This window comes from Patiriisocius marinus, from assembly GCF_008974325.1.
GTDB classification, from domain to species: Bacteria; Bacteroidota; Bacteroidia; order Flavobacteriales; family Flavobacteriaceae; genus Patiriisocius; species Patiriisocius marinus.
In genome coordinates this window covers 254,363-278,543 of sequence record NZ_BKCG01000004.1, presented here as the reverse complement: position 1 = coordinate 278,543, position 24,181 = coordinate 254,363, and the positions used below count along the sequence as shown (strand labels likewise).

Below are 24,181 nucleotides of genomic sequence, written 5' to 3'. Positions count from 1 at the left end.
TTAATTAACGGCTGTGATTTCAATTTCAACACGTCTATCATCTTCATCAGTTCCTCCAAGGGGTTGGATGAAGGCCATACCTATATAACGCATTCTTTTACCATCGATACCATTTTTACGTAAGTAATTGTAAACCGATTTTGCTCGAGCTTCACTCAAGTTGCGTTTTTTAGTGCGTAGATTAATTAAATCTCTTCCGGGATTTGATGTGTCACCACAACAAATGTGGCCTATTAGCTTAAATTTCACATCAGGGTTTTCTTCAAGAAAATGAAGAAGGTTGTTTAAAACAGGAATACTTTCTTCAAGAATGACATCTCTATCTTTATAAAACATAACTCCGTCAATTGTAATTCTGTCTCCTTTTTTAAGGTCGCTTTTTATTGCAATTGGAGCTATTTTTGGTGTTTCTGAAATAGGTGGAATAACAACTTCGTTAGGTTCATAAACGTGTTCGTCTTTGTGGTGAACTAAAATATCTACACGTCTGTTTTTAACAGCCTCGCTGGCAATTTCACCATAGCCTTGTGAGGAAATAATGGTAAATTCTCGAAGCATCTTAGTGACATTTGCAGCACGACGTTTTGATAACTTTAAATTATAATCTGAATCGCCCACATTGTTTGTGTATCCTTTAATATGAACATCTAAGTCTCCTTTATTGTGAGATCCTTTGATGCTATCAATTACTTTTAAATGGTCTAAAGTAAGTGCATCTTTATCATTTTCAAAGTACAAGGAAAACCGCTGCTCTGTTTCTTGCGCGCTAGTATTCCATTGGCTGCCTATTAAGCAGATTGTAATAATTAAAAAGCGAGCATAGGTATTCATTCCGAAATATTAACGGTTTAAAGTTACTTTAAAATTTTGAATAACAGTTATTTACTTATGTACGCTAATTAGTTTAGCTGCATTTTTAGCACGATTAGTAACGTCTTGAATATTTCCGCTTAAAGAATCGTGAGTTACAACAACACCCATCCTACGGTATGGTCTAGAGGTGGGTTTTCCAAAAATTCTAAAATCTGTTTTTGCAAGAGGAGCTACGTTTTCTGTTCCGCTAAAAGTAGGGTTTTCAGAAAATTCACTTGCAAGAATAACAGCACTTGCTCCCATTCGTTCTAACGTTATTTCTGGAATTGGCAATCCAATAATTGCACGAAGGTGAAGTTCAAATTCATTGAAATTTTGGGTTCCAGCAAGTGTAACCATTCCAGTGTCGTGTGGGCGTGGGGAAAGTTCAGAGAAATAAACACCGTCTGGAGCGATAAAAAATTCAACACCCCAAATGCCGTTACCGCCTAAGGCATTTGTAACTTTTTTTGCCATTTCTTGAGCGGTTTCAAGATGGTTTTGATCCATAGTGGCAGGTTGCCAACTTTCTTGGTAGTCACCTCTCTCTTGTCTATGGCCTATTGGTGCGCAGTAAAGGGTGTTACCATCGTTTTGTGTTAGTGTGAGTAGGGTTATTTCGTAATCAAAATTTACAAAAGCTTCTACGATAACTTCGGCTACATCACCACGTGATCCTTCTTGAGAATATTCCCAAGCTTTATTGATGTCAGCTTCTGTTTTGATGGTACTTTGTCCTTTTCCACTAGAGGACATTAATGGTTTTACAACGCAAGGCATTCCTATTTGTGAAACAGCGTTGTGTAGTGATTGAGCAGAGTTTGCATAGCGATAATTCGCTGTTTTCAAACCTAAATCCTTAGCCGCAAGATCCCGAATAGCTTTTCTATTCATTGTATAATTAGTTGCTTTTGCTGAAGGTACTACTGTGATCCCTTGTTTTTCGTAATCGTATAGTTTTTCAGTTCTAATGGCTTCTATCTCTGGAACTATATAATCTGGTTTGTGTTTTGCTACAATACTATCTAGAGCAGCTCCATTTAGCATATCAATAACTTCAAATTCGTGAGCAACTTGCATAGCGGGAGCATTTGCATAGCTGTCAACTGCAATTACATATTGTCCAAGACGTTGCGCTGCAATTACAAATTCTTTTCCAAGTTCTCCAGATCCCAATAGAAGTATTTTAGCCATTATGTTGCTTTTAGATTATTGTTAATGCAAAGCTATCAATAAAATTGACTTTTTTTCATTTCCTAGATGCTTAATGGGGTAGCTTTGAGAGATAAGCTTAACAGGGTGTTTTGTTAATTTGTTTAAAAGTTAAAAATCAATATAATCTTATTTTGTTGTTATGTAGTGTTTTATGTGCTACATTTAACAAACTGTTAACTTAAAAACTTATTATGAAAAAAATTATTTTATCGTTAATAGCATTAGTTATTAGCACAGGTTTATTAGCACAAGTACAAGGATTTGCAGTAGGAGAGGTTGTAGATGATTTTACGGTTACAGATACTGAAGGAAATGTTCACAATTTATATGACATAACGGCAAATGGTCAATATGTTTATATTGACATGTTTTTTGTTGATTGTCCACCGTGTCAGGCTACTGCTCAATATTGGAATGAATTCTATGATAAATATGGGTGTAATCAAGGTGAGTTATTTATGATTTCTATAAATGGAACGGGAGATAATGATGCTGAAGTTATTGATTTTGAAAATCAATTTGGAGGATCCTTTGAGCATAGTCCTGCTGTTAGTACTATTGAGGGTGGTGGGGCTGCTCCCGATGGTGCATTTGATGTTGTTGCTTACCCAACATATTTTTTAATAGGGCCAGATAATACATTATTGATAAATGATATTTGGCCAATTAGTAGTGTGGTAGATTTTGAAAATTCGTTTGCTCAAGTAGGGATTAGTCCAACTCCTATGCAATGCTCTTTAGGTTTAGATGACATCGTTACAACAGATTTTACAATATATCCAAATCCAAGTTCTGGTGATGAAATTAATGTTACACTTTCAGAAAATACAAGTCAAGCACAAGTAATAATTTATAATGTATTAGGTAATGTGGTGTATTCAAATTCATTCTTACAGCGTAGTTTTACGATGTCTACAGATTTATCTACGGGAAGTTATATAGTTAGCATTAAAACTGAATCTGGAACAATAAATAAGAGTTTAGTTGTTAAGTAATCTCCCCATTTCTTAGCATACAAAAAAGCCTCGTCAAAATTTTGACGAGGCTTTTTATATAGTTTTATTGAATTTTGTAGAGCTATGAAACAGCTGCTTTAATAGCTTTTAAAGCAGCAACAATATCCTCTTCAGAAGCTGCATAAGAGATTCTAATACAATTAGGGTCTCCAAATGCTTCACCTGTTACAGTGGCTACTTGAGCTTCTTCTAGTAAGAACAGTGAAAAATCTGTTGCATTATTAATGGTTGTTCCTTTTAGAACCTTTCCGAAGAATTCTGAAATATCTGGAAAAACATAAAATGCCCCTTCCGGTTCGTTTGTTTTAAAACCTGGGATATTGTTTAATAAGTCTAAAATAAGTGAGCGACGTTCTTTAAAAGCATCGACCATGTATTGAATTCTACTTGGTGGGTTTTCTAATGCTGCAATGGTAGCTCTTTGTGCAATACAATTAGCGCCACTTGTAACTTGTCCTTGTATTTTATTACAAGCACGTGCAATCCATTCAGGTCCTCCTATGTATCCTATTCGCCATCCAGTCATAGAGAATGCTTTAGAAACTCCGTTAACCGTTACGGTGCGTTCGTACATATCTTCAAAGCTAGCCATAGAAATATGAGCTTCTGTAAAGTTGATATGTTCGTATATTTCATCGCTTATTACGATAATGTTAGGAAATTCAACAAGAACATCAGCAAGAGCTCTCAGCTCTGCTTTACTATAAACTGATCCTGATGGGTTACAGGGACTACTGTAAATCATCATTTTAGTTTTTGGAGTAATAGCAGCTCTTAATGCTTGAGGTGTTACTTTAAAATCATTGTCTATCGACGTTTTGATTTGAATTGGAACACCACCAGCTACTTTGCTAATATCAGCATAACTTACCCAGTAAGGAGCGGGTAGTAAAACCTCATCACCTTCATTAAGTAATATCATTGCTAAATTGTATAAAGACTGTTTTGCTCCAGTTGAAACTACAATTTGTGAGTGTCCATATTTTAAATTATTGTCTCTTTTGAATTTAGTGATGATTGCGTCTTTTAATTCGACATATCCATCAACAGGTGTGTAAGAGTGATAATCTTGTTCAATAGCTTCAATAGCTGCCTGCTTTATAAAATCTGGAACCGTAAAATCTGGTTCTCCTAAGCTAAGGCCAATTATGTTTTTGCCAGATGCTCTAAGCTCTCTAGCTTTAGCTGCCATTGCAAGTGTTGCGCTGGTAGCCATTTTGTTAATTCGGTTAGAAAGTTGGTCGTTCATATTATTAAGCGGTAAGAGCGGGATTCATTCCCATTTCCTTTAAATGTTTAAAATGTGCAATAAGTGCTTTTCTTGTTGTCTTATATTCGTTGTAAGGTAAATTAAACTCTAGCGCAGTTTCACGAACGATTTTTGAAATTTTAGTGTAATGCACGTGACTAATATTTGGAAAAATATGGTGTTCAACTTGGTGATTTAAACCACCTGTAAACCAATTCATAACTTTATTTGTTGTTCCAAAATTTACGGTTGTAAACAATTGATGAATAGCCCAAGTGTTTTTCATATTTCCAGATTCGTCAGGTAATGGCATGTTAGCTTCTTCAACAACGTGTGCTAATTGGAAAATGACACTTAATATTAATCCAGCAACATAATGCATAATAAAAAAGCCAATTAGTATTTTCCACCATGCAATGTCAAAAAATAAAATTGGTATAACAAGCCAAATACTAAAGTAGATGATTTTAGTAATAACCAAAATACTCCATTGAACTGAAGGTTTAGGGAATTTTCCAAAAGATAATTTACGCTTTAAGTAGTTTCTGGTTTGCTTAAAATCTGTAGTAATTGCCCAGTTAAAAGTTAATAATCCGTAAAGGAATATGCTGTAGTAGTGTTGAAACTTATGAAGTTTGTGCCATTTAGCATGTTTAGAGAAACGTAATACCCTTCCAGCCTCAAGGTCTTCGTCGTGACCGTGAATGTTAGTGTATGTATGGTGCAGTACATTATGTTGTACTTGCCAATTATAAACGTTACCGGCAAGAATATAAATACTGCTTCCCATTATTTTATTAATCCATTTTTTAGAAGAGTATGATCCGTGATTTGCATCGTGCATCACATTCATTCCTATTCCTGCCATACCAATACCCATTACAATAGTTAAAAGTAATTGAGCCCAAGTAGGGAAATTTAATGTAAGTAAAAGAAAATAAGGGGTAAGATAGATGGAAAACATTACTACGGTTTTTAAATGTAGCTTCCAGTTTCCGGTTCTTTTTATTTGATTATCCTTGAAATATGAGTTTACTCGCTTGTTTAATGTTCTGAAAAACTTAGCAGAATCTACTCTGGAAAATTTTATTTGGGTTTGATCCATGGTACTAATATTTGTGAAACAAAATGTTTCTTTTTTAAGAAACGTAAAAATACGCATCTATTGTCTAAATGCATATCGCAAATTAATAAAGTTATGAAAGAAACTGTATTTTTGCTCTATACTCTATATAATGCAAGAAATACTTAAATATTTTCCCGACTTAACTGATTCTCAGCGTTCGCAGTTTGAACTTTTGGCTGAATTATACAAGGATTGGAATCTTAAAATAAACGTCGTGTCTCGAAAAGATATTGATGAAATTTATACAAGACATGTCCTTCACTCATTAGGGATTGCTAAAGTACAAGCTTTTAATCCTGGATCATCAATACTTGATGTAGGCACTGGAGGTGGTTTTCCTGGAATTCCACTTGCAATTTTGTTTCCTGAAACTCAATTTCATTTAGTGGATAGTATAGGGAAAAAAATAAAAGTAGTTGAAGAAGTTAGAGACGGTTTAGGTTTGACTAATGTGAAGGTTACCAATGCTAGAGCAGAAACCATTGATGATCAATATGATTTTATAGTGAGTAGGGCGGTAGCACAAATGGAAACGTTTAATCGTTGGGTTAAAGGGCGAATTGCTAAAAAAAATAATCACGAATTGCCAAATGGAATTCTATATTTAAAGGGGGGTGATCTTACTGAAGAACTGGCTCCATTTCCAAAAGCTACAATATACCCGTTACCCACTTACTTTGAAGAGCCTTTCTTTGAAACTAAAACAGTAGTGCATTTACCTTTAAAGTATAGGGCTAATAAATAATATTATTGTGTTTCTTATTGATATTATTTCAAATATTTGACAAAGAATAAAACAAAAAAATCCCCAACATTTCTGTTGGGGATTTTTAGTTGTATAAAAATCAAATTATCTAGCGATAACAAACTTTTTAGTAGATACTGAAACTCCATCGTTAATTTTAACTAGGTAAGTTCCAATTGCAAGACTAGATACATCTAAAGCTTCATTTACTGAAATGTTAGAACGAATCATCATTACTTGTCCAAGTACATTAAAAACTTCAACAGTAGCATTATCTGCGTTAGAAATGTTTAAAACTGTGTTTGCTGGGTTAGGGAAAATAGATACTTCACTTAAATCATTGTCTCCTAGTCCTAATACACCGTCTGAATCAAACTGAATAGAAAAACCAGCACCGTAGTCAGCGTTCAATGCATAAACAATAACACCATTAGCATCTTTTAATTCAACTCCACCATTTCCACCAGTTGTAAGGCCGTCACCATAAGAATCAACCATATTAAAAGTAATACAGTCATCTCCAAAGTTGAACGTATAATTAAATGTAGTTTGGTCATCAGCATTAGCGGTGTAGCTACCAGTTTCTAAAACTGTACCGTCAGAACCAACAAAACTCCAAGAAGCTTCTTCAGCCCAGTCATCAGTAATAACAGTTAATCTCATAGTACCAACAGTTTCTGGAGAGGCATTGAATGAACCAGACACTTCGTTGTTAGTCGTTACATCATCGTTAGGTACTGATACATTTAATGTATAAGTTGCTGCAGATGGAAAAGAAATAGCAGGTAATTCGATATCAGTGCTTTGTAAAGATGTTAAGCTTCCTGTCCAAGTGTAAACTTCTGGAGTTCCATCGTTAACGTCGTAAGTAATATCTAAAGATGTAATTTCATTTTGTCCAAGATTTTGAACATTTACAGTAGGTGATGCCATACCTAAACAAGTGTCAGGTAAATCTGCAACTGTACGTAAATTAGCATCATTCGCATTGTCAAGTCCTGTAATAGTTGGTGTTGTTCCGCTACCACTAACTAGGTATTGTGTAGTTTCGGTTACAAATACTACAACTTCTAATTCACCTAATTCTACTGGTATTCCGTTTACATCTGCTGGTACAGTGTATGAGAATGTATTAGAGTACAAAGACGAAGCTGTTGTGTTAGTGATGTCTTCACCCCATTGACCTGTTGCAAGGTCTATCAATCTGTGTTGGTGATTATAGTTATCTCCCATATTACCTCCAGTTTGCGGTCCAGTAGTGTTGTTTTGTAAAATAGCTACGTTAAACTTGTTAGTAGCTTCTGGGCTATCTGCAGTATAGTAAGCTTCAACGTCAATTGTCATTATACCTGATGATACGTCTAATTCGGCTTCAACCCCAACATTAACGTATGAAGATTCACCTAAAACTTGAGTTGCTGCACTTACCCATTCTCCACGACCAATAGCGGTTGCTCCAGCAGCTCCTTGCTCTTGTCCTGGGAAATTTTGACGGTTTACAGTTCCTGCTGGATATCCGGCAAGTCCACTTTGACCATCGATTGCTGCTCCCCAAGGTGTTCTAAAGTCTGGCTGTCCAGCACCTGGTGCAGCAAAACCACCTGAGTGAATATTTACTAAAAATACATCACCTGGGTTATCATCTTTTAATTGTTGTGCTATTGCGTGACCTTGTGGACAGAATACACAATTAATACCTGTAAACTCCTCAAGAACAACATTTCTGTTTTCTGGCGTTGTACCTACAATTGTTTGTGCAAAAGCTCCTAAGCCTAAAAAGGCGAGTGCGATGCTAAGAGGTAATTTCTTTGACATAGTTTTTAAATTTAAAATTAGTAGTTCACGAATATAATAAAAAGGTTAATAAATTAATAAAATATTAACAGAAAATAGCATAATAAAATAATCTGTAAACCCTAGTAAAACAATAGGTTAAACGCTTTATTGTTAAGTAACTAAGATGTTTTTATCTGTAATATCAATTATGAATTGTTGTTAATTTTTTAACTGTTTTTTTTACTATATTTACCATCTTAATATAAAAAAGAAATACTATGAAATTTAACTATTTACTTATTGCATTTGCTCTTCTTGCTTTTAATGCTAATGCTCAATTTACTTTTCAAGACAATGATGGTGTTGTTTATAATGACGGTGATGTATATGTTACCAACTCATTAGATTTTTCTGAAGCATCATTAGAATACCGTGTGTTCAATTCAACTGGTAGTGATATTTTTATGAAAGCTGAACTTGTTAGTGCAACAGGAAACGATGGAGCAGATTTTGAAATTTGTTTTGGTCTTTGCTATACAGGTGTTACTATAGGACAACAATTTCCTAATAATGGTTCTAATACAGTTCCTGCAAATGGAGATTCTGGACCAGGAAATCACATGTATCACGGTAGTACAACTGTTGACCCTGCTGTTGTAACTGAATATGAATTACGTTTTTTCCAAACAACTGCAGATGGTAATACTGAGTTAGGTACTGATGATTTTACTATCATTTACAGGTATGACCCAGATGCATTAGGAACTAACGATGTTGCTACTTTAAACTTTGATATAACTTCAACAATTGTTTCAGATAATTTAGAAATAAGAGTTTCTGAAGATACGCAGGTTACAATTTTTGACCTAAGAGGACGTATCGTTAAAAACGAAATGATTACTGCAGGTTTACAACGTATCAATATGAGTGATCTTGCTGCACAAGCTTATATCGTACAGTTAAAGAATAACAATAACATTTCTGAAACTACGAAAATTATTAAAAGATAGATTATTCCTCAATTTTAGAAAAAGCCTGACGCGAAAGTGTTGGGCTTTTTTATTGCTAATTTTTTAGTTAAAGTGAAGTGTAGAAGTTTTTTTTTTAATAGTTAGTCAAATGTTTTTAAGCTGAAATTTTCAATATCTAATTTTAGCGAAGTCTAATTAGTATATAGGGTTAAGTTGTTTTGTTTAAGGATATGTTGCTGATACGTATACTTTAGAATTGCCTTTACATATATAATATATTGAACTTTGTTGCTGAATCCTCTTAGTCAATGATTAGGTGAGATTTTGATAAGTGATTTTATAGTTTTTTTTCTATTGGTTAGTTTTACTAGTGTCTAAAGCTTTGGTTTAAGGGTCTCAATTATTAATGGAACTTTACAATAGTCAGTTTTATAATATTTCAGCATAAAAAAAGTCGCCTAAATTAATAGACGACTTTTTAAATGAGATTTTTTTTTGTTCTAGAAAGAGACCACTAAGTTAGCACTTACCCCTGTATTTGTTGGTACAAAACGGCATACACCACCTACGCAAATAAGTCCACCTCGTTGGCGACCATAATTCATAGCTGCACGAACCCTACCTTTAGTGTATGAGCCACCAATGTTGTAGTAGTGCTCTTCACCTTGTCCGCCATAATTCCATGAGTCTGCAACATATAATGAGTAGTTTGAGTTAAAGTTGTATTCAACAACTCCACCTGCCCAGTTACCATCAATTCTTGAAGCATCGATGAAAGATCCGTCTTCAGCAGTGATGTTTTTTTCTCCATCTTTGTCAAATAAATGTTGAGCAACTGCTCTAACTGATTTGTTTCCTCCAAATTTGTAAGTTGCCTCTAAAACAGCAATGTAAGCGTGTATTTCACCTTGTGTTCCTACAGGACCTCCTTGAGATACACCTTTGTCAATTATTACATCTTGGAATGTAAAAACAGTATTTAATGACTTAGACCACTTGTTTTTTACTTCAACACTAAAGTCTCTAAAAAGTCTAGAACCGTTTCCTACAAATTTAGCGTCATAAAAAGCATTTTCTACGTTATATTCTGCATCAAGTCCAGCCCAATATGAAAAGTTAGCTGCGATTTTAGTTTTGTATTTTCCAGCCCAAGAATCTTTTTTGAAACTATAAAATAAGTCAAATTGCGTTCCTACTTCACCAGCTCTTTGGTCAAAACTGTCAATGATTAATCGGGGTTGTGAGTTATATACGTAAATGTTCGTTAATAAGTAATCTTGTTGTTTAGTTAGTGCAGGGACATAATTAAGTATCTGCTGGTTAAACACATTTCCTTCAGCTAATCTATCTGAATAAAAGCTCCAGTTTTCTAATCTTCTAAAAGTACCATTAACACCAAAACCTTTTTGAGCATATCCAACATTTACTTGCATAGAGGTACCATCGTAGAGTTTGTTAGTTGAAATTTGTCCTTCATTCGCAATAACATCTTTAGATTTAGCATTTGCTTCAATCCCACCATAAACATTACCAATTACAAAATCTAAACGACCACCAAAAGCAGAAACAACATCTGGAATAGTATCATTTCCATTTACATCTTGATAACGACCTACGTAACTAGCGCCTACTTTTAAATCTACAGTTTCTAAATTAAGCGCGTTGCTTAAATTATAATTAGCATCTACTCCTTGTACTGTTCCTTCGCTTACTTCAAAACCGTTTCGTTGTTGTCCGTAAATTCCGGTTAAATCTAGGTTTTCAGTTGCATTGAAACGAACTCTAATACCGCGTAATGCGTTGTTTACACCTAATTGCCTATCTTCCCAAGTACGAAGTATTAAACCACTTCCAAACTGTTCGTAAAAGTATCCACCCGTTACATCAAGTTTTTCATCCTTATAGTTAAGGAAGTAATGTGCAATACCATTTTGATTATCGTAAACTGGAGAATACCCTAATAAAGCTGAAGGTAAATAAGCTTCATACTGTATACCAGCGGTAAATTTTCCAAGGTTATAGTTTAGTTGAAAATAGTTGTTAGATCTAAGTTGATCTGAAGGTGCGTCAAACAAAATGCCTTCGTCATCTAAAAGCCATTGTGTGTTAGATTCGAAACCTCCGTAGAAGCTTCCTGTGTCTTGTGCAAAGACGACTGTACTTAAAATGATCGAAAATAAGAATAGTAATTTTTTCATTTTTTTTTGGTTTTTTAGTTGTTGCATAATAGCCTAAAGAGCCTACTGCTTGTATTATCCTATTAGTTTGGTATGATTACAAACTTATATAAAACAGAGAATGGTTAATAGGAGATCCCTATTAACCATTAAATGATTGTTTTGTATACTAATTAGTTTGAGTACTCTTTTACCTTTTCGTATAATTCGTTTTCAGAACCAGGTGTATATCCTGAATGTCTGTACACTATTTTGTTGTCTTTTATCAATAATGTTAATGGTACTGTTGAAGCTCCTAAGGCTCTTTTGAAATCATTATTCTCGTCAAGAAGAATTTCATAATCCCAACCTTTTCCATTAATAAGTGGTTTTACTCTTTTTACAGTACGACTGTCGTCAACTGATACTGCTATTAGTTCAACGTTAGTTTCGTCTTGCCAATCTTCATAGACGTCACTAATAGCGTCAAGTTCTTTTAAGCAAGGTACACACCAGGTTGCCCATAGTGAAACAATAACAACGTTGTCTTTTTTTGTAGCTTCGGTGATGTTAATTGATGAACCATCGATAGTGGTTAAATCAACACTTGGAAGATCTTCTTGTGCAACTGCATTGATAGTTGCAAGGAAACTGAATAGCAAAACAATTTTTTTCATTCTGATTTTTTTTTATTAGTGTAACAATATTAGTTAAAATTCTTTTAAATAGTTAATTTAATAGTTGATATGTCAATTTTTTTTAGAGTTGTTGAACATTCCTTTAAAAAACTACTATTATTGTATTAACAAAATAAATGCCAATGTCATGAAAGAAAAAAGAAATCTTAAAGTTTTGCTAATGTTTGCTATTGCATTAGCAGTATTTTCTTGTAGTAGACAAGAAGAAAATGTCCCTCTTAACGGAGGAAGTGGAGTTGAAAGTTTAGTATTAACAAGTGATACTTCAAACAATATTACTTCAATTAATCAACTCGTTACTTTTACTTTAATAGGAAGTGATGGTGTAGATTATACATCAGAAGGTGTGTTTTCTGTAAATGAAACACAAATTACTGGCAACACATATACTTTTGATACAGTAGGTGCAGCAACTGTTTCAGGTAATTTAAGCGGAACAGTAAGTAATACGTTAAATTTAAATGTAATTAGTGATGATGATCGCTCATTATTATTAAGTACAAGTCGTGCTATGAACGGTCAAACAATTACTTTCTCAGTAGTTGATTCTAATGGTGCAGATGTAACTGACTCATCAACAATAGTTGTTAATGGGGCGGCTATTACAGATACAACTTTCTCTAGTGGAGCGGAAGGTGATTATACTGCGTATGCTGAATATGAAGATGCAGGAGTTACATTGCAAACAGCGACTCAAAATTTTTCTATATATGTTCCTAAGCAAAAAATAGTTGTGGAAGATTATACTGGATCTTGGTGTGGATTCTGCCCTAGGGTAACCGCCGCAATTGATGCTTTGAGAGACACGGATGCGTTAATTTCAGTAGTTGCAATTCACGAAACAGCTAACAGTAATCCAGATCCATATGATTTTGACGAGATAGATATCTTAAAAAATGAATTTGATGCTTTTGGATTTCCACAAGCACGTATTAACAGAACTATTAAATGGGAAAGCCCTTATGTTTCTGGAGATGTAACTTCTATTGCTGGGCAGCCTACAGATTTGGCAATTGGAATAAATTCAAATATTACAGGTCAAACTTTATCTGTTAATGTAGATGTAATTTATGCTAATGGAGCAGGAGCAGGTGATAAGTTAGTTGTGTATTTAACTGAAAGTGGTTTAGTGCACCCACAAACTAACTATTTAAATGAAGATCCTACTAGTCCATATTTTGAAAAAGGAAACCCTATTCCAGATTTTGTTCACAATGAAGTTTTGCGTCAATCTTTAACAAACGTGTTAGGTGATGCTATTTCTGGATCAGGAGCTTATGAGGTTTATGAGCGTACATTAACAGCTCAAATTCCAGCTGATTATGATGTAGCAGCATTAGAGATTGTTGTTATGGTTGTAAACGCAGATAATACTGCTTTAAACTCACAACACGCTAAAGTGAATGAGAACAAACTATTTGAATAATATTAAATAGTTAGAAGTAAGCCTCCATTGATTTACCGATGGAGGTTTTTTTATGGCTTAGCGTCAAAATATAAATGATTTAGTATTCGCGCTATTCCATTAAACAGTTTGCCTAAAAAAAGCCCTAAACTAATAATGAAGTTTAGGGCTTAAATATTGAATATTTCAGAATTATCCTAAGAAAGGATATTTATAATCTGTAGGGGTTACAAATGTTTCTTTCACCATTCTTGGAGAAACCCAACGTAGTAAGTTTAATTTGCTTCCTGCTTTGTCATTTGTTCCACTTGAACGTGCACCACCAAATGGTTGTTGACCAACAACAGCACCTGTAGGCTTGTCGTTAATATAGAAGTTACCTGCAGCATTTTCAAGCATTCTAACAGCAGTTTCTAGTGCATAACGATCTTCACTTAATACAGCTCCTGTAAGGGCGTATTCGCTAGTAGTGTCAACAAGATCTAATGTTTCTTCCCATTTATCATCTTCAAAAACATAAATAGTTACAACAGGTCCAAAAAGTTCCTCTTGCATTGTAGTGTATTTAGGGTCTTTTGTGACAATAACTGTAGGGTCAATAAAATAACCTTTAGATTTGTCGTAAGATCCACCTACAATAATATCAGCATTTTTGTCTTCTTTAGCTTGGTTAATGTACTTAGCTAATTTGTCAAATGATCCTTCGTGAATTACAGCTGTAATAAAGTTCCCCATATCTTCAGGAGATCCCATTTTAAAACTGTTTACTTGATCAACAAGAATTTCTTCTACATCATTCCAAATGCTTTCGCTTATGTAACAACGACTAGCCGCACTACATTTTTGACCTTGGAATTCAAAAGCACCACGAGCAATGGCCGTAGCAACTTGTGATGGGTTAGCTGTTTTGTGAGCAACGATAAAATCTTTACCACCAGTTTCACCTACAATTTTTGGGTATGTTTTGTAATTGTGAATATTCATACCTATTTTTTTCCAGATATCTTTAAATACGTGTGTAGATCCTGTAAAGTGAACACCACTAAATTCTGGGCTAGCAAGTACAGTGTCAGTAATCATAACAGGGTCACCCATTACCATATTAATTACACCATCTGGTACACCTGCTTCTTTAAAAATATCAAGAATAATTTTGGCTGAGTATACTTGGCTATCACTTGGCTTCCATACTACAACGTTGCCCATTAATGCTGCACTTGCAGGTAAATTAGCTGCGATTGCTGTAAAGTTAAATGGTGTAATTGCGTAAATAAAACCTTCTAGTGGGCGGTATTCTAATCTATTCCAAGCGCCTGAAGTTGAAGCAGGTTGTTCGTTATAGATTTCCGTCATAAATTGAACATTAAATCTTAAAAAGTCAATAAGTTCACATGCTGCATCAATTTCAGCTTGGTAAATAGTTTTTGACTGAGCAAGCATTGTTGCTGCGTTAATTCTTGCACGGTATGGACCCGCAATAAGTTCAGCTGCTCTTAAAAAAATTGCTGCTCGCTGTTCCCAAGGTGTTTTAGACCACTTTTTTCTAGCTTCTAAAGCTGTAGCAATTGCAGCATCAATATTTTTTTTCTCAGCTCTGTGGTATGTTCCTAATATATGTTTATGATCGTGTGGAGGTGACATTGTATCTGTGTCGCCTGTTTTTACGTCCTTACCGTCAATAAATAATGGCACATCAATAGTGCTATTGTACATTTCTTTATAGGTTTCTGAAACGGCTTTACGTTCTGGAGATCCTGGTGCGTAGTCTTTGACTGGTTCGTTAACAGCAACAGGTACTCTAAAAAATCCTTTTCCCATGGGTTGTTTTATTTTTTGGCTCTTTGTAATAAACTAAAAAGCGTGATTAAATACTTTAATTGTGGCGCGAAGTTACAAAATATGTGACGCTTAATTTAATGGATAACATAATCTTAAGAAAACAAATAGGCTAATGTGTCGTCGTATTTGGTAAAGTATTAATATTTCAGAATGTATTTTTTAAATGGAGCACATTTACAATATCTTAAATTAATTCCTAGTTTTGAAAACCGAGTGTATAATGATACCGTAAGTTTAACAGAGTTGTAGAGACAAATAAATTTAATATGTGCACACTAACTTTTATTCCTAAATCATTAGATGGATTTATTCTTACTTCAAATAGGGATGAAGCTCCTTTGCGAGATACAATTGCTCCTGAAAAATATGCAGTTGATGGTGTAAATCTATTATTTCCAAAAGATGCAGCAGCTGGTGGAACGTGGATTGGTGTTTCAGAAAAAAAACGACTTATTTGTTTACTCAATGGAGGTTTTACGGCACATACAAGAGAGGAATCTTATCGATTAAGTAGAGGTGTTGTGGTAACGCAATTATTGTCTGCTGAAAATTTTAAAGAAACTATTGCAACTTTTGATTTTAATGGCATAGAGCAATTTACAATTGTCTTGATTGATTGGGAATCGAATGCTGCTATTTATGAATTGGTTTGGGATGGATGTAATGTTTATTTTGAAGAAAAACCTTGGGCGCCACAAATTTGGTCTTCCTCTTTATTATATACAAATGAAGCTAAAGAGTTAAGAAAACAGTGGTTTTCTGAGTTTTTATTTAATTCACTAAAACCTTCTACTTCTGAAATATTAGATTTTCATAAAACTGCAGGGAATCAATATGGTGCTAATGCGTTAATTATGGATCGCGGATTCGTAAAAACCAAAAGTATAACACAGATTTCAAAAATGGAACAAACGGTTACATTTCGTTATGAGAAATTAGAAACGGGTGCACTAACAATAAAAACATTTTGAGAAATACAGGTAAGATAATAGTTTTAGCGTTTCCAGATACTTATGTGCAAATGAGTACAGAGTTTATATGTAAAGTACTTCCTTTAGTGGGGTTGGGTACACGCGATTATATTAAAGCAGGTCATGCGGCGCTTGTGCTTATTGATAATAAAACAGGGAATGCAAGGTATTTTGACTTTGGGAGATATGTAACACCACAAGCTCACGGAAGAGTAAGAGGAGAAAATACAGATGCGGAATTGTTTGTTCCATTTAAAGCTCAAATTAGTGAAGAAAATCAAATATTAAATCTTGATGAATTTTTAATTTGGTTAGATGCAAATCCTCAAAAAACTCACGGTTCTGGGAGACTTTTAGCATCGGTTTGCGATGAAATAGACTACAAAGCTGCATTAGATTACATTATTAAATTGCAAAGTAGAGGGAGTATTCCATATGGAGTTTTTGAAAAAAATGGCAGTAATTGTTCTCGTTTTGTTACTGATACTATTCTATCTGCAACGGACAATGACAAAATAATAAGGTGGTTGAAGTTTAATAAATTGTTTACGCCAAGTACTGTTGGTAATGTAGAAAAAGCTGCTGTTGGGAATCCTATTTTCGAAGTTTATAACGGAAATATCAAAGAATTTGCAGGATCTGCTTTTAAAGAAAACTTGACTAATTATTTCGACAAGAAAAAAGCTCCCTCTAAAAAAAAACAATCAAATTGCAATGTGTCTGTTGCTCCATCACATTTTCATAAACTAGAAGGAACAGGGAGTAATGCGTATTTTGAAATTGTTAATATGTCTAGTTTACCAAGATTTCATTATCGTATTAGACGTTACAACGAAAATTTAGAAGAAGATTTTGATGGTATTTACAATTCTGAAATTTTTAATATTTCAGAAGCATATTCATTTACATACGATTCGCATTGTGCATTTTGTCACGTTGAGCAAGGTGGTTCTAAAATAAAACTACATTGTGTAGATTCATTTTCAAATTTTAATTCATAGAAAAAGGAGTACTCAGCTTAAACACAGGGATAATGGCTCTAAAGGTTTTTGTAGTACTGAAATTGACCATTTCATAATAGCCGTTCATAGAACCAAAAGGTGCGTGAAGCAAGCAGCCACTAGAGTATGTATAAGAATTACCAGGGTTTATAACAGGCTTTTTGCCAACTACCCCTTCACCATAAACTAAATCAACCTCATTTAGAGCATCTTTAATTTCCCAATGTCTGGCAATTAGTTGAACTACATCTTTGCTTTGGTTTTCTATAGTAATGGTATAAGCAAACGCAAACTGTCTAAGGCCGTTTTTTATATATGTGCCCTCATATCTAGTCTGAATTGAAATCTTTATTCCTTTTGTTATTGATTGTACCATATTAGTATGTAGCTGCTGTAGCTAGAAAAAATAATGAAGCAGCAGTTGATGCGCCTATCATAAATACGAAATTTAAAATTACGAATTTTATAATTGTTTTTGTACGCGATTGCTTGTAAAAATTGCGGAGTGCTTTGTAGAAGTAAAAAGGTGCTACAAGACCGAAAAATATAGCGAAAGCAAAAGAGATGTCTAAAAATATATCAGGTATAGATAAAATTAACATCACTAAAAACACAAAGCTAAAAATGTGAAATATTAATACTAAATGTTCCATATAAGTAAATGGCCTTCTTGCGTATAATAGCCAAAAAAATAAGGCGAAAAAAGGAGCGAAGAAGAAGAGGAACACAGGTGTTTTACTCAGCACAAACTGTATAAATGAATATGGGTCATCTTCAATTCGTTCAATTGTTTTGTTCTTGCTGTAAAGCCAATTGTTTGTTCTTGTATTAGGTAGAGATAAGCTGTCTAATGCGGTTAAAGAAGAAGATATTTTAGTGTCTCTGTAGAAATCTTGCATTATTTCAAATTTGTTAAAGAAAGCTTGAATATTATTCTCAGAGCTTAACATTGCGACTCTTTTAGTATAATCATGATCATTAATTGTGTCGCCATCAATTATTTTAATATCATCTTTTAAATCTCTAATTTCTGCTTTTCTAATAGAGTCTGTTTTTTTAAGCTTTTCAGCCCATTTTGCAGTTGCAGGGTTGGATTCGAGTTGTTCAATAGCAACTGTTAAATCTCCTGTATTTTCATCGTCTAAGTAGAAGTTACTTGTGTTGATGTTAGTATTTGTTGTATCGTTTTTATTACCGTCAACATCAAAAAAAGGAGTTCCAACTTCAGGATTGAAAAAATTAATCATTCCGTAAACCAAAAAGTAGATAATCGAAACGCTTAGAAAAAACCTAAATGGATTAGTGTATTTCAGGCGTTTACCATTAACATACTTACGCGTGATAGTTCCAGGTTTAAATAGTAAATCCTTTACGGTAAAGCGTAAACGGGAATCGTAACTTATAAAACTGCTAAAAAATTCTTCAATAAAATCTTTAAGAGAAAGTGGTTTTGTACTGTTTAGTTGAGAGCAATACGGACAATAGCGATCACTTAAATCAAGAGGTTGTGAGCAGTTTAGGCACTCATTACTTCTGTATTTAAAATGTCTGCGGCTATTGCTTGAAACAGTTTTTGTATCCTTGTTAGATTCAAGTTTAGTTTCGACTTCTATTACCTCATGGTTAGTTAAATCGCTCATGTCGTAAAAATAGTAAAGTTTCTATCATTACATATGAGGCAGTGCCGAAATATTAAAGTACTCCTATTTCAGCATTTAAATGACCTCTGTTAGTAATATAGAGTGGTTTTCTTCTACAAAATTTTCGATAACATTAAAGAAATTTAGTATTTCTTGGTTGCTATTATTGCTGTTAATTGTGACGAGTCTAATAAATTGAGTGCCGTTAAAAGTTCCGTAACCAACCATTGCTTCGGAATACTCATAAAGTGCTGTGCATAGTTTTTCGGCAGGGATTCCTTTATAATTAAAGCAAATAGAAATGGAATTGTCAAAGCTATATAGCTCGTAGTCTTTATTGTTTTTAATATAATCTCGTGCTACTTGTGCTAAATGAAATTGATGATTGACTATTTTTTCTAAACCTGAAGTTCCAACTGATTTCCATAGCGTCCAGAATTTTAAAGCATCGTTGCGTCGTCCACATTGAATAGATGTTTTGCCTAAGTTATAATCATCTCCATCTGTTTGATATAGATAAGCAGCGTCATTGCTAAAAGAATTGTTGAGGTGCTTTTTATGTTTACTTAATATGATAGAGCAGGTTAATGGAGTGCCCATCATTTTGTGAGCATTGTAGCTAAATGAATCGGTTAGTTCGATTCCTTTTAAAAGGTGTTTGTACTTTTTGCTAAAAATGACACTACCACAATAAGCGCCATCTACATGAAGCCATAACCCGTGTTTTTTACAAAGCTTAGATAGAGGTTCGATAGCGTCAAAAGCTCCAAGTACTGTTGTTCCTGCTGTTGCGTTTACAAAAAATGGATGCAAACCGTTTTCAAGATCTTCTTTGATACGGGCAGCTAGATGTGTAGGGTTCATTTGACCTATACTATTTGTTTTTATGTAATGAACTTGGTCTCGACCAATACCCATAAAAGCTGCATTTTTTGGTATTGAATAATGTGACTCTTCAGAGGTATAAACAATTAATTTTTGAGAAACACCCTCATGTTTAATGCGTTCGTTAAAAGCGTCTCTTGCCATCAACATAGCCATGAAATTACTCATCGAACCTCCAGGAGCGAAAGTGCCATCGCTATGTTTGTCGTATCCTATTAAATTACAAGATTTGCGAATAATCTCTTTCTCAATACCTACTTGTGGCCCTGCAACTTTATAGGTATACATGCTATTGTTGAGCATTACAGCCAATAGGTCGCCTAGCGTTGCCTTTGAGTTTCTACCGCCAAAAAGCTGATTAAAAAATAACCGTGTTGCTGTTCTGGGAGTGGAGAGGACTAGTTTTTCTAATATTTCTTCAAATTTTTCATCTTCGGCAGGAGCATCTTCAAGTGAGATAGCAAGTGTTTCAAATAAACTTTCTGCTGGTATAGGTTTAACTAAAGGTTCTTCTTGTTCTGCTTTTAATAATTTTTCTGATAGTTTTTGAAATAGTGCTAAGTCCTTGTTCATTATTAATTAGTGTTTGGGTGTGCTGAAAATGATAAAAATCGATTAATTATTAGTTATAGTCGTACTACTTCCGGTTCCCTGACCTAAAAGTCTATCAAATCGTTGTCCTGGTGCACGATAATACACTAGTACTGTGTATTCGTTTTCTGTTTCCCAAAAATTTCCACTTATAGCACCTGGTTCTACAGTTCCGTCACGGTCTACAAGTACGTAGTTGTAGTTGTAATATCCTTGTTTGAAAAGACGAGAGTTTTGGTAAGAATCGGTTTTATCGTTATAACGCATGTAGGTTGTTTCATCAATGGTCCAATTATTAAAATTTCCGTAGAGATGAATCTCTTTATCACCTAAATCATCAAAATATTGAAGATTGAAGTGCATTACAACATATTCTGCTTCGATGTCTTGATTTTCGGCGTAAATATTTCTTACAACAAAATTTCCGTTTATTTCGGGGTTATACGTATAAGGTCTATCACTTCGCTTTATGTCTGTAAATAGGTAATTTTCATACAAATCTTTTAAATCGACACTTCTAACACCATTTTGAGAAGATCTTACGTCTTTGTTGTCCCAAGCGAGAAATTCATTTCCACCCATAAACGCAGATTCTTGATCGTATTTGTAAATTAATTCAGTGCCTATTGTATAAAGAGGTTTTAAATCTGTTATTGCTGTTTTTAGATTGCTATTTTGTAAAACGACAGTTTTTACATTTTGTTTCGGATTTATTAATAATAAACTAGGAGAGTCAACAGTGAAGTTAACTACTTGCTGTTGGTCAATTAATTTAATGTTTCTAGCTCTCTTAATGTCTACTTGTACGCTTAATTCTCTTTCAAGCACCATAAATTTTCTTGAGAAAACGATATCTCCATCGTCATTAAAGATGCTTAGTAGGTAATTTCCGCTTTTTTGAATTGCCCTGGTCTCTCTATTTGGTATTGTTACTCTGTAATGAGAAAATAATTGTAATGTGTTAAAACTGTTTTCGTATTCTTCAATACGGACGTCGTCAAAGCCATCAAGGTATTCTCCTTTTGAAAGATCACTTGGTGTCCAGTCAAAATTATAATGTGTAATTGTATAGTAATAATCAGATTCGTCACCTACTATGTCATCAAATGAGAGTTGAAGTCGTTGTCCTAATTCTATGATTGGCAACTGGCTTTGGTTTGAACTTCCTTTAAATTGTATGGTTCTAATACGGTATGGCTCAACGGTTTCGTAAACTTGAGCAATTGTAAAAGAGTATGAGAATAAAACAGCAATAAGACTGCATATTAGTGAACGCATGAAGTTTATTTTAGGTGTCTAAATATAAACAAATTTTGTGCCTAAATATTGTATCTAGGGTGGTGGAGCATACTCTTGAATAAAATTAATATATTTCTGTTGGGATATGCTCTTTTAATTATTAAATTTGCAATCCGAAATCAGACTATTATTAACGTATTGATATTTCGGATTTAAAAGACAATTTTAACACGACTTCCTATGTCCAAAGACATTAAGATTAAAAAAGGTCTTACCATTCGCCTAAAAGGTGAAGCGGATAAAACACTTTCTAACGCACCGCGGTCTCGCACATTCGCAATTCGTCCTTCAGATTTACACCTTGTTACACCTAAGATGGTTGTAAAAGAAGGTGCTAAAGTAAAAGCTGGGGATACTTTATTTTACAGCAAAGACAATGAAAACATTAAGTTTTCATCTCCTGTAAGCGGAACTTTAACCGAAATTTTAAGAGGTCCAAAGCGCGTTATCACAATGATAACTCTAGAAGGAGATCAACAAGACACATTTAGAGATTTTGGCGTGAAAATGCCAGATTCAATGGATGCTGAAGCTGTAAAGAATCATTTGTTACTTTCTGGTTGCTGGCCATTTATTAAGCAACGTCCGTATGATGTGATTGCAAACCCAGATGTAATGCCTAAAGCAATTTTTGTTTCGGGGTTAAGTACGGGGCCTTTAGCTGCAGATCTTGACTTTACACTAAAAGGTAAGGAAAAAGAATTGCAAGTAGCTATAAGCGCTTTAGCTAAACTGACAGAAGGTGTAGTTCACGTAACAGTTGGTAAAGATGGAAATTCTCCGCTTGCAGGCTTAAACGATGCAGTGCAACACCGTGCTAATAATTTGCATCCTGCTGGAAATGTGGGTACTCAAATAAATAAAATTGATCCTGTTAATAAGGGAGAAACTGTATGGACAGTAGCTGCTCAAGACCTAGTAATAATTGGGGAGTTGTTTTTAACTGGAAAGTATAATGCAGAGCGTATTGTTGCTCTTGCTGGCTCATCAGTAAAAGCTCCTAAGTATTATAGAACTAGAATTGGTAGTGAAGTTTCTACAATGATTTACGATTCTGGATTAAATGAGGAAAACGTTCGTGTAATTAGTGGTGATGTGCTTTCTGGTAAGGCGATTTCATTAAAACAACATTTAGGTTTTTATAATAATGTAGTTTCGGTTATTCCTGAAGGAGATGACTATGAATTTTTTGGATGGAACAAGCCAGTTTTCAATAAGATATCTACTTCAAGAGCATTGACTTTTTCTTGGTTAACACCTAAAAAAGAGTTTGAACTTAATACAAATACTAACGGAGAACACCGTGCATTTGTAGTAACAGGTAGTTACGAGGAAGTATTTCCACTAGATATTTATCCTATGCAAATTTTAAAAGCTTGTATGGTTAAAGATCTTGATGCTATGGAAGCTCTTGGTATGTACGAAGTAGCTCCTGAGGATTTTGCTTTGACTGAGTTTGTTTGTGTATCTAAACAGCCTCACCAAGACATTATAAGAAAAGGACTTGATTTAATGTATAAAGAAATAGGATAAACGATGGGATTAAAACAGAGTTTACATAAGATGAAAATGAAGTATGAGGGGACTAAAATGGCTCCTGCGTTTAACGCAATTCATACTTTTTTATACTTACCTAACGAAACAACTCATAATGGGACACACGTTAAGGTAGCAGATGATCTTAAGCGTACAATGAATATGGTAATTATGGCATTAGTGCCATGTTTATTATTCGGAATTTTTAACGCAGGGTATCAGTATAACTTGCAAACAGGTGAGGTGACAAAGGCGCTTAGCTTTTTTAGTACGGAATTTTGGAACTTTTCAAACTTCAGTATTGGTGCTTGGAAAGTGCTGCCATTAGTTATTGTTTCATACGGAGTGGGATTATTAGTTGAATTTATTTTTGCTGTAATTAAAGGTCACGAAGTAGAGGAGGGATATCTTGTAACAGGGATGCTAGTGCCATTAATTGTACCAGTTGATATTCCATTATGGATGTTGTCTGTAGCAGTTGTTTTTGGTGTTGTAATTGGTAAAGAAGTTTTTGGGGGTACAGGGATGAATATCTTAAACCCTGCTTTAACTATTCGTGCATTTTTATTCTTTGCATATCCTACTTGGATGTCTGGAGATAAAGTATGGGTTACAGGAGCGGTAGACACTGTTGGGCAACCAGATGCAATTTCAGGAGAAACAATTTTAGGAAGCTTAGCTCAAAATAAAGGATTTGCAGACTGGAGTATGATGGACCAATTTTTAGGATTTATTCCTGGATCTGTTGGTGAAACTTCAAAACTTTTAATCATTGTTGGAGCATTAATTTTAATACTTTCTAAAATTGGAAGTTGGAGAATTATTTTAAGTACCCTAGTGGGTGCACTGTCAATGGGACTTATTTTCAACGGAGTTGTTGAAATGGGATGGATTGATGAAAGTTCTAAATTCTTTGGATTGATGAATGTCGTGTTTTGGCAACATTTATTTATTGGTAGTATATTATTTGGTGCTGTTTATATGGCAACTGATCCCGTTACTGCTTCTCAAACTAATAAAGGAAAGTGGATTTACGGTTTCTTAATTGGATTTATTTCAATTATGATTCGTGTTTTCAACCCTGCATATCCAGAAGGAGTTTTCTTAGCAATTTTATTAATGAACGTGTTCGCACCAACCATTGATCATTATGTTGTTGAAGGAAACATCAAGAAAAGAGCAAAACGTTTAAAAGTTAAAACAGCTTAAT

The 24,181-nt window shown here is 34.3% G+C and carries 20 protein-coding genes; 8 read left to right on the top strand and 12 right to left on the bottom strand.

Translation table 11 applies throughout. The features are described 5' to 3' along the window. Together GBH57_RS09765 and purT are read right to left on the bottom strand one after the other, a co-directional pair. Complete coding sequence (locus GBH57_RS09765) at positions 1-831, bottom strand: OmpA family protein (protein WP_151674306.1); 831 nt, start codon at positions 829-831, stop codon at positions 1-3. Between the two features lie 51 nt (positions 832-882). Beyond that, positions 883-2,046, bottom strand: a complete 1,164-nt coding sequence (gene purT / locus GBH57_RS09760) for a formate-dependent phosphoribosylglycinamide formyltransferase (protein WP_151674305.1) — start codon at positions 2,044-2,046, stop codon at positions 883-885. A 212-nt stretch (positions 2,047-2,258) separates the two neighbouring features. Here purT and GBH57_RS09755 point away from each other — a divergent pair, with 212 nt between their 5' ends. Then, entirely contained in the window at positions 2,259-3,062 is an 804-nt protein-coding gene (locus GBH57_RS09755; RefSeq protein WP_151674304.1) for a T9SS type A sorting domain-containing protein, read from the top strand. Between the two features lie 82 nt (positions 3,063-3,144). Here GBH57_RS09755 and GBH57_RS09750 read toward each other — a convergent pair whose 3' ends face one another. Together GBH57_RS09750 and GBH57_RS09745 are read right to left on the bottom strand one after the other, a co-directional pair. Then, positions 3,145-4,332: a pyridoxal phosphate-dependent aminotransferase gene (locus GBH57_RS09750; RefSeq protein WP_151674303.1), complete on the bottom strand. Its 1,188-nt coding sequence runs from the start codon at positions 4,330-4,332 to the stop codon at positions 3,145-3,147. Between the two features lie 4 nt (positions 4,333-4,336). Next, complete coding sequence (locus tag GBH57_RS09745) at positions 4,337-5,437, bottom strand: fatty acid desaturase family protein (protein WP_151674302.1); 1,101 nt, start codon at positions 5,435-5,437, stop codon at positions 4,337-4,339. Between the two features lie 130 nt (positions 5,438-5,567). On the opposite strand from GBH57_RS09745, the gene rsmG reads away from it, so the two are divergent. Further along, positions 5,568-6,203 carry a 16S rRNA (guanine(527)-N(7))-methyltransferase RsmG gene (gene rsmG, locus GBH57_RS09740; protein ID WP_151674301.1) on the top strand — a complete coding sequence of 212 codons (636 nt, stop codon included), beginning with the start codon at positions 5,568-5,570 and terminating at the stop codon, positions 6,201-6,203. A 105-nt stretch (positions 6,204-6,308) separates the two neighbouring features. Here rsmG and GBH57_RS09735 read toward each other — a convergent pair whose 3' ends face one another. Beyond that, entirely contained in the window at positions 6,309-8,018 is a 1,710-nt protein-coding gene (locus tag GBH57_RS09735; protein WP_151674300.1) for a T9SS type A sorting domain-containing protein, read from the bottom strand. Positions 8,019-8,257: 239 nt separating this feature from the next. Between GBH57_RS09735 and GBH57_RS09730 the strand changes: the two genes are divergently transcribed. Then, on the top strand, positions 8,258-8,989 hold the full coding sequence (locus tag GBH57_RS09730) for a T9SS type A sorting domain-containing protein (protein WP_151674299.1): 732 nt from the start codon (positions 8,258-8,260) through the stop codon (positions 8,987-8,989). 461 nt (positions 8,990-9,450) lie between these two features. Here the strand turns inward: GBH57_RS09730 and GBH57_RS09725 are convergent, their stop codons facing one another. Then, positions 9,451-11,148 carry a DUF6029 family protein gene (locus tag GBH57_RS09725; RefSeq protein WP_151674298.1) on the bottom strand — a complete coding sequence of 566 codons (1,698 nt, stop codon included), beginning with the start codon at positions 11,146-11,148 and terminating at the stop codon, positions 9,451-9,453. A gap of 152 nt (positions 11,149-11,300) precedes the next feature. After that, positions 11,301-11,783 (bottom strand): TlpA family protein disulfide reductase, encoded by a 483-nt coding sequence (locus tag GBH57_RS09720; RefSeq protein ID WP_151674297.1) that lies wholly within the window; start codon positions 11,781-11,783, stop codon positions 11,301-11,303. Positions 11,784-11,931: 148 nt separating this feature from the next. Between GBH57_RS09720 and GBH57_RS09715 the strand changes: the two genes are divergently transcribed. Then, complete coding sequence (locus GBH57_RS09715; RefSeq protein WP_151674296.1) at positions 11,932-13,230, top strand: Omp28-related outer membrane protein; 1,299 nt, start codon at positions 11,932-11,934, stop codon at positions 13,228-13,230. A gap of 171 nt (positions 13,231-13,401) precedes the next feature. Here GBH57_RS09715 and pruA read toward each other — a convergent pair whose 3' ends face one another. Continuing rightward, positions 13,402-15,027: an L-glutamate gamma-semialdehyde dehydrogenase gene (gene pruA / locus GBH57_RS09710; RefSeq protein ID WP_151674295.1), complete on the bottom strand. Its 1,626-nt coding sequence runs from the start codon at positions 15,025-15,027 to the stop codon at positions 13,402-13,404. Positions 15,028-15,314: 287 nt separating this feature from the next. Here pruA and GBH57_RS09705 point away from each other — a divergent pair, with 287 nt between their 5' ends. Both GBH57_RS09705 and GBH57_RS09700 read left to right on the top strand, forming a co-directional pair. Continuing rightward, entirely contained in the window at positions 15,315-16,019 is a 705-nt protein-coding gene (locus GBH57_RS09705; RefSeq protein ID WP_151674294.1) for an NRDE family protein, read from the top strand. After that, positions 16,016-17,020, top strand: coding sequence for a DUF6695 family protein (locus GBH57_RS09700; RefSeq protein ID WP_235904685.1), 1,005 nt, complete (start codon positions 16,016-16,018; stop codon positions 17,018-17,020). The genes GBH57_RS09705 and GBH57_RS09700 overlap by 4 nt, the downstream gene beginning before the upstream one ends. On the opposite strand, the gene apaG is transcribed toward GBH57_RS09700, so the two are convergent. From apaG to GBH57_RS09680, 4 genes are all read right to left on the bottom strand, one after another. Beyond that, the gene (gene apaG, locus GBH57_RS09695; RefSeq protein ID WP_151674293.1) at positions 17,010-17,396 is read right to left on the bottom strand and encodes a Co2+/Mg2+ efflux facilitator ApaG/CorD; all 387 of its coding nucleotides are present in this window, start codon (positions 17,394-17,396) and stop codon (positions 17,010-17,012) included. The two genes, GBH57_RS09700 and apaG, sit on opposite strands and share 11 nt — an antisense overlap. A gap of 1 nt (position 17,397) precedes the next feature. Beyond that, positions 17,398-18,660, bottom strand: a complete 1,263-nt coding sequence (locus GBH57_RS09690) for a DUF3667 domain-containing protein (protein ID WP_151674292.1) — start codon at positions 18,658-18,660, stop codon at positions 17,398-17,400. 75 nt (positions 18,661-18,735) lie between these two features. Then, positions 18,736-20,118: a pyridoxal phosphate-dependent decarboxylase family protein gene (locus GBH57_RS09685; protein ID WP_151674291.1), complete on the bottom strand. Its 1,383-nt coding sequence runs from the start codon at positions 20,116-20,118 to the stop codon at positions 18,736-18,738. Between the two features lie 42 nt (positions 20,119-20,160). After that, entirely contained in the window at positions 20,161-21,414 is a 1,254-nt protein-coding gene (locus GBH57_RS09680) for a type IX secretion system plug protein (RefSeq protein ID WP_151674290.1), read from the bottom strand. 201 nt (positions 21,415-21,615) lie between these two features. Here GBH57_RS09680 and GBH57_RS09675 point away from each other — a divergent pair, with 201 nt between their 5' ends. Both GBH57_RS09675 and GBH57_RS09670 read left to right on the top strand, forming a co-directional pair. Beyond that, positions 21,616-22,968, top strand: a complete 1,353-nt coding sequence (locus GBH57_RS09675; RefSeq protein ID WP_151674289.1) for a Na(+)-translocating NADH-quinone reductase subunit A — start codon at positions 21,616-21,618, stop codon at positions 22,966-22,968. Between the two features lie 3 nt (positions 22,969-22,971). After that, entirely contained in the window at positions 22,972-24,180 is a 1,209-nt protein-coding gene (locus GBH57_RS09670; RefSeq protein ID WP_151674288.1) for an NADH:ubiquinone reductase (Na(+)-transporting) subunit B, read from the top strand. Position 24,181 lies beyond the last annotated feature (1 nt).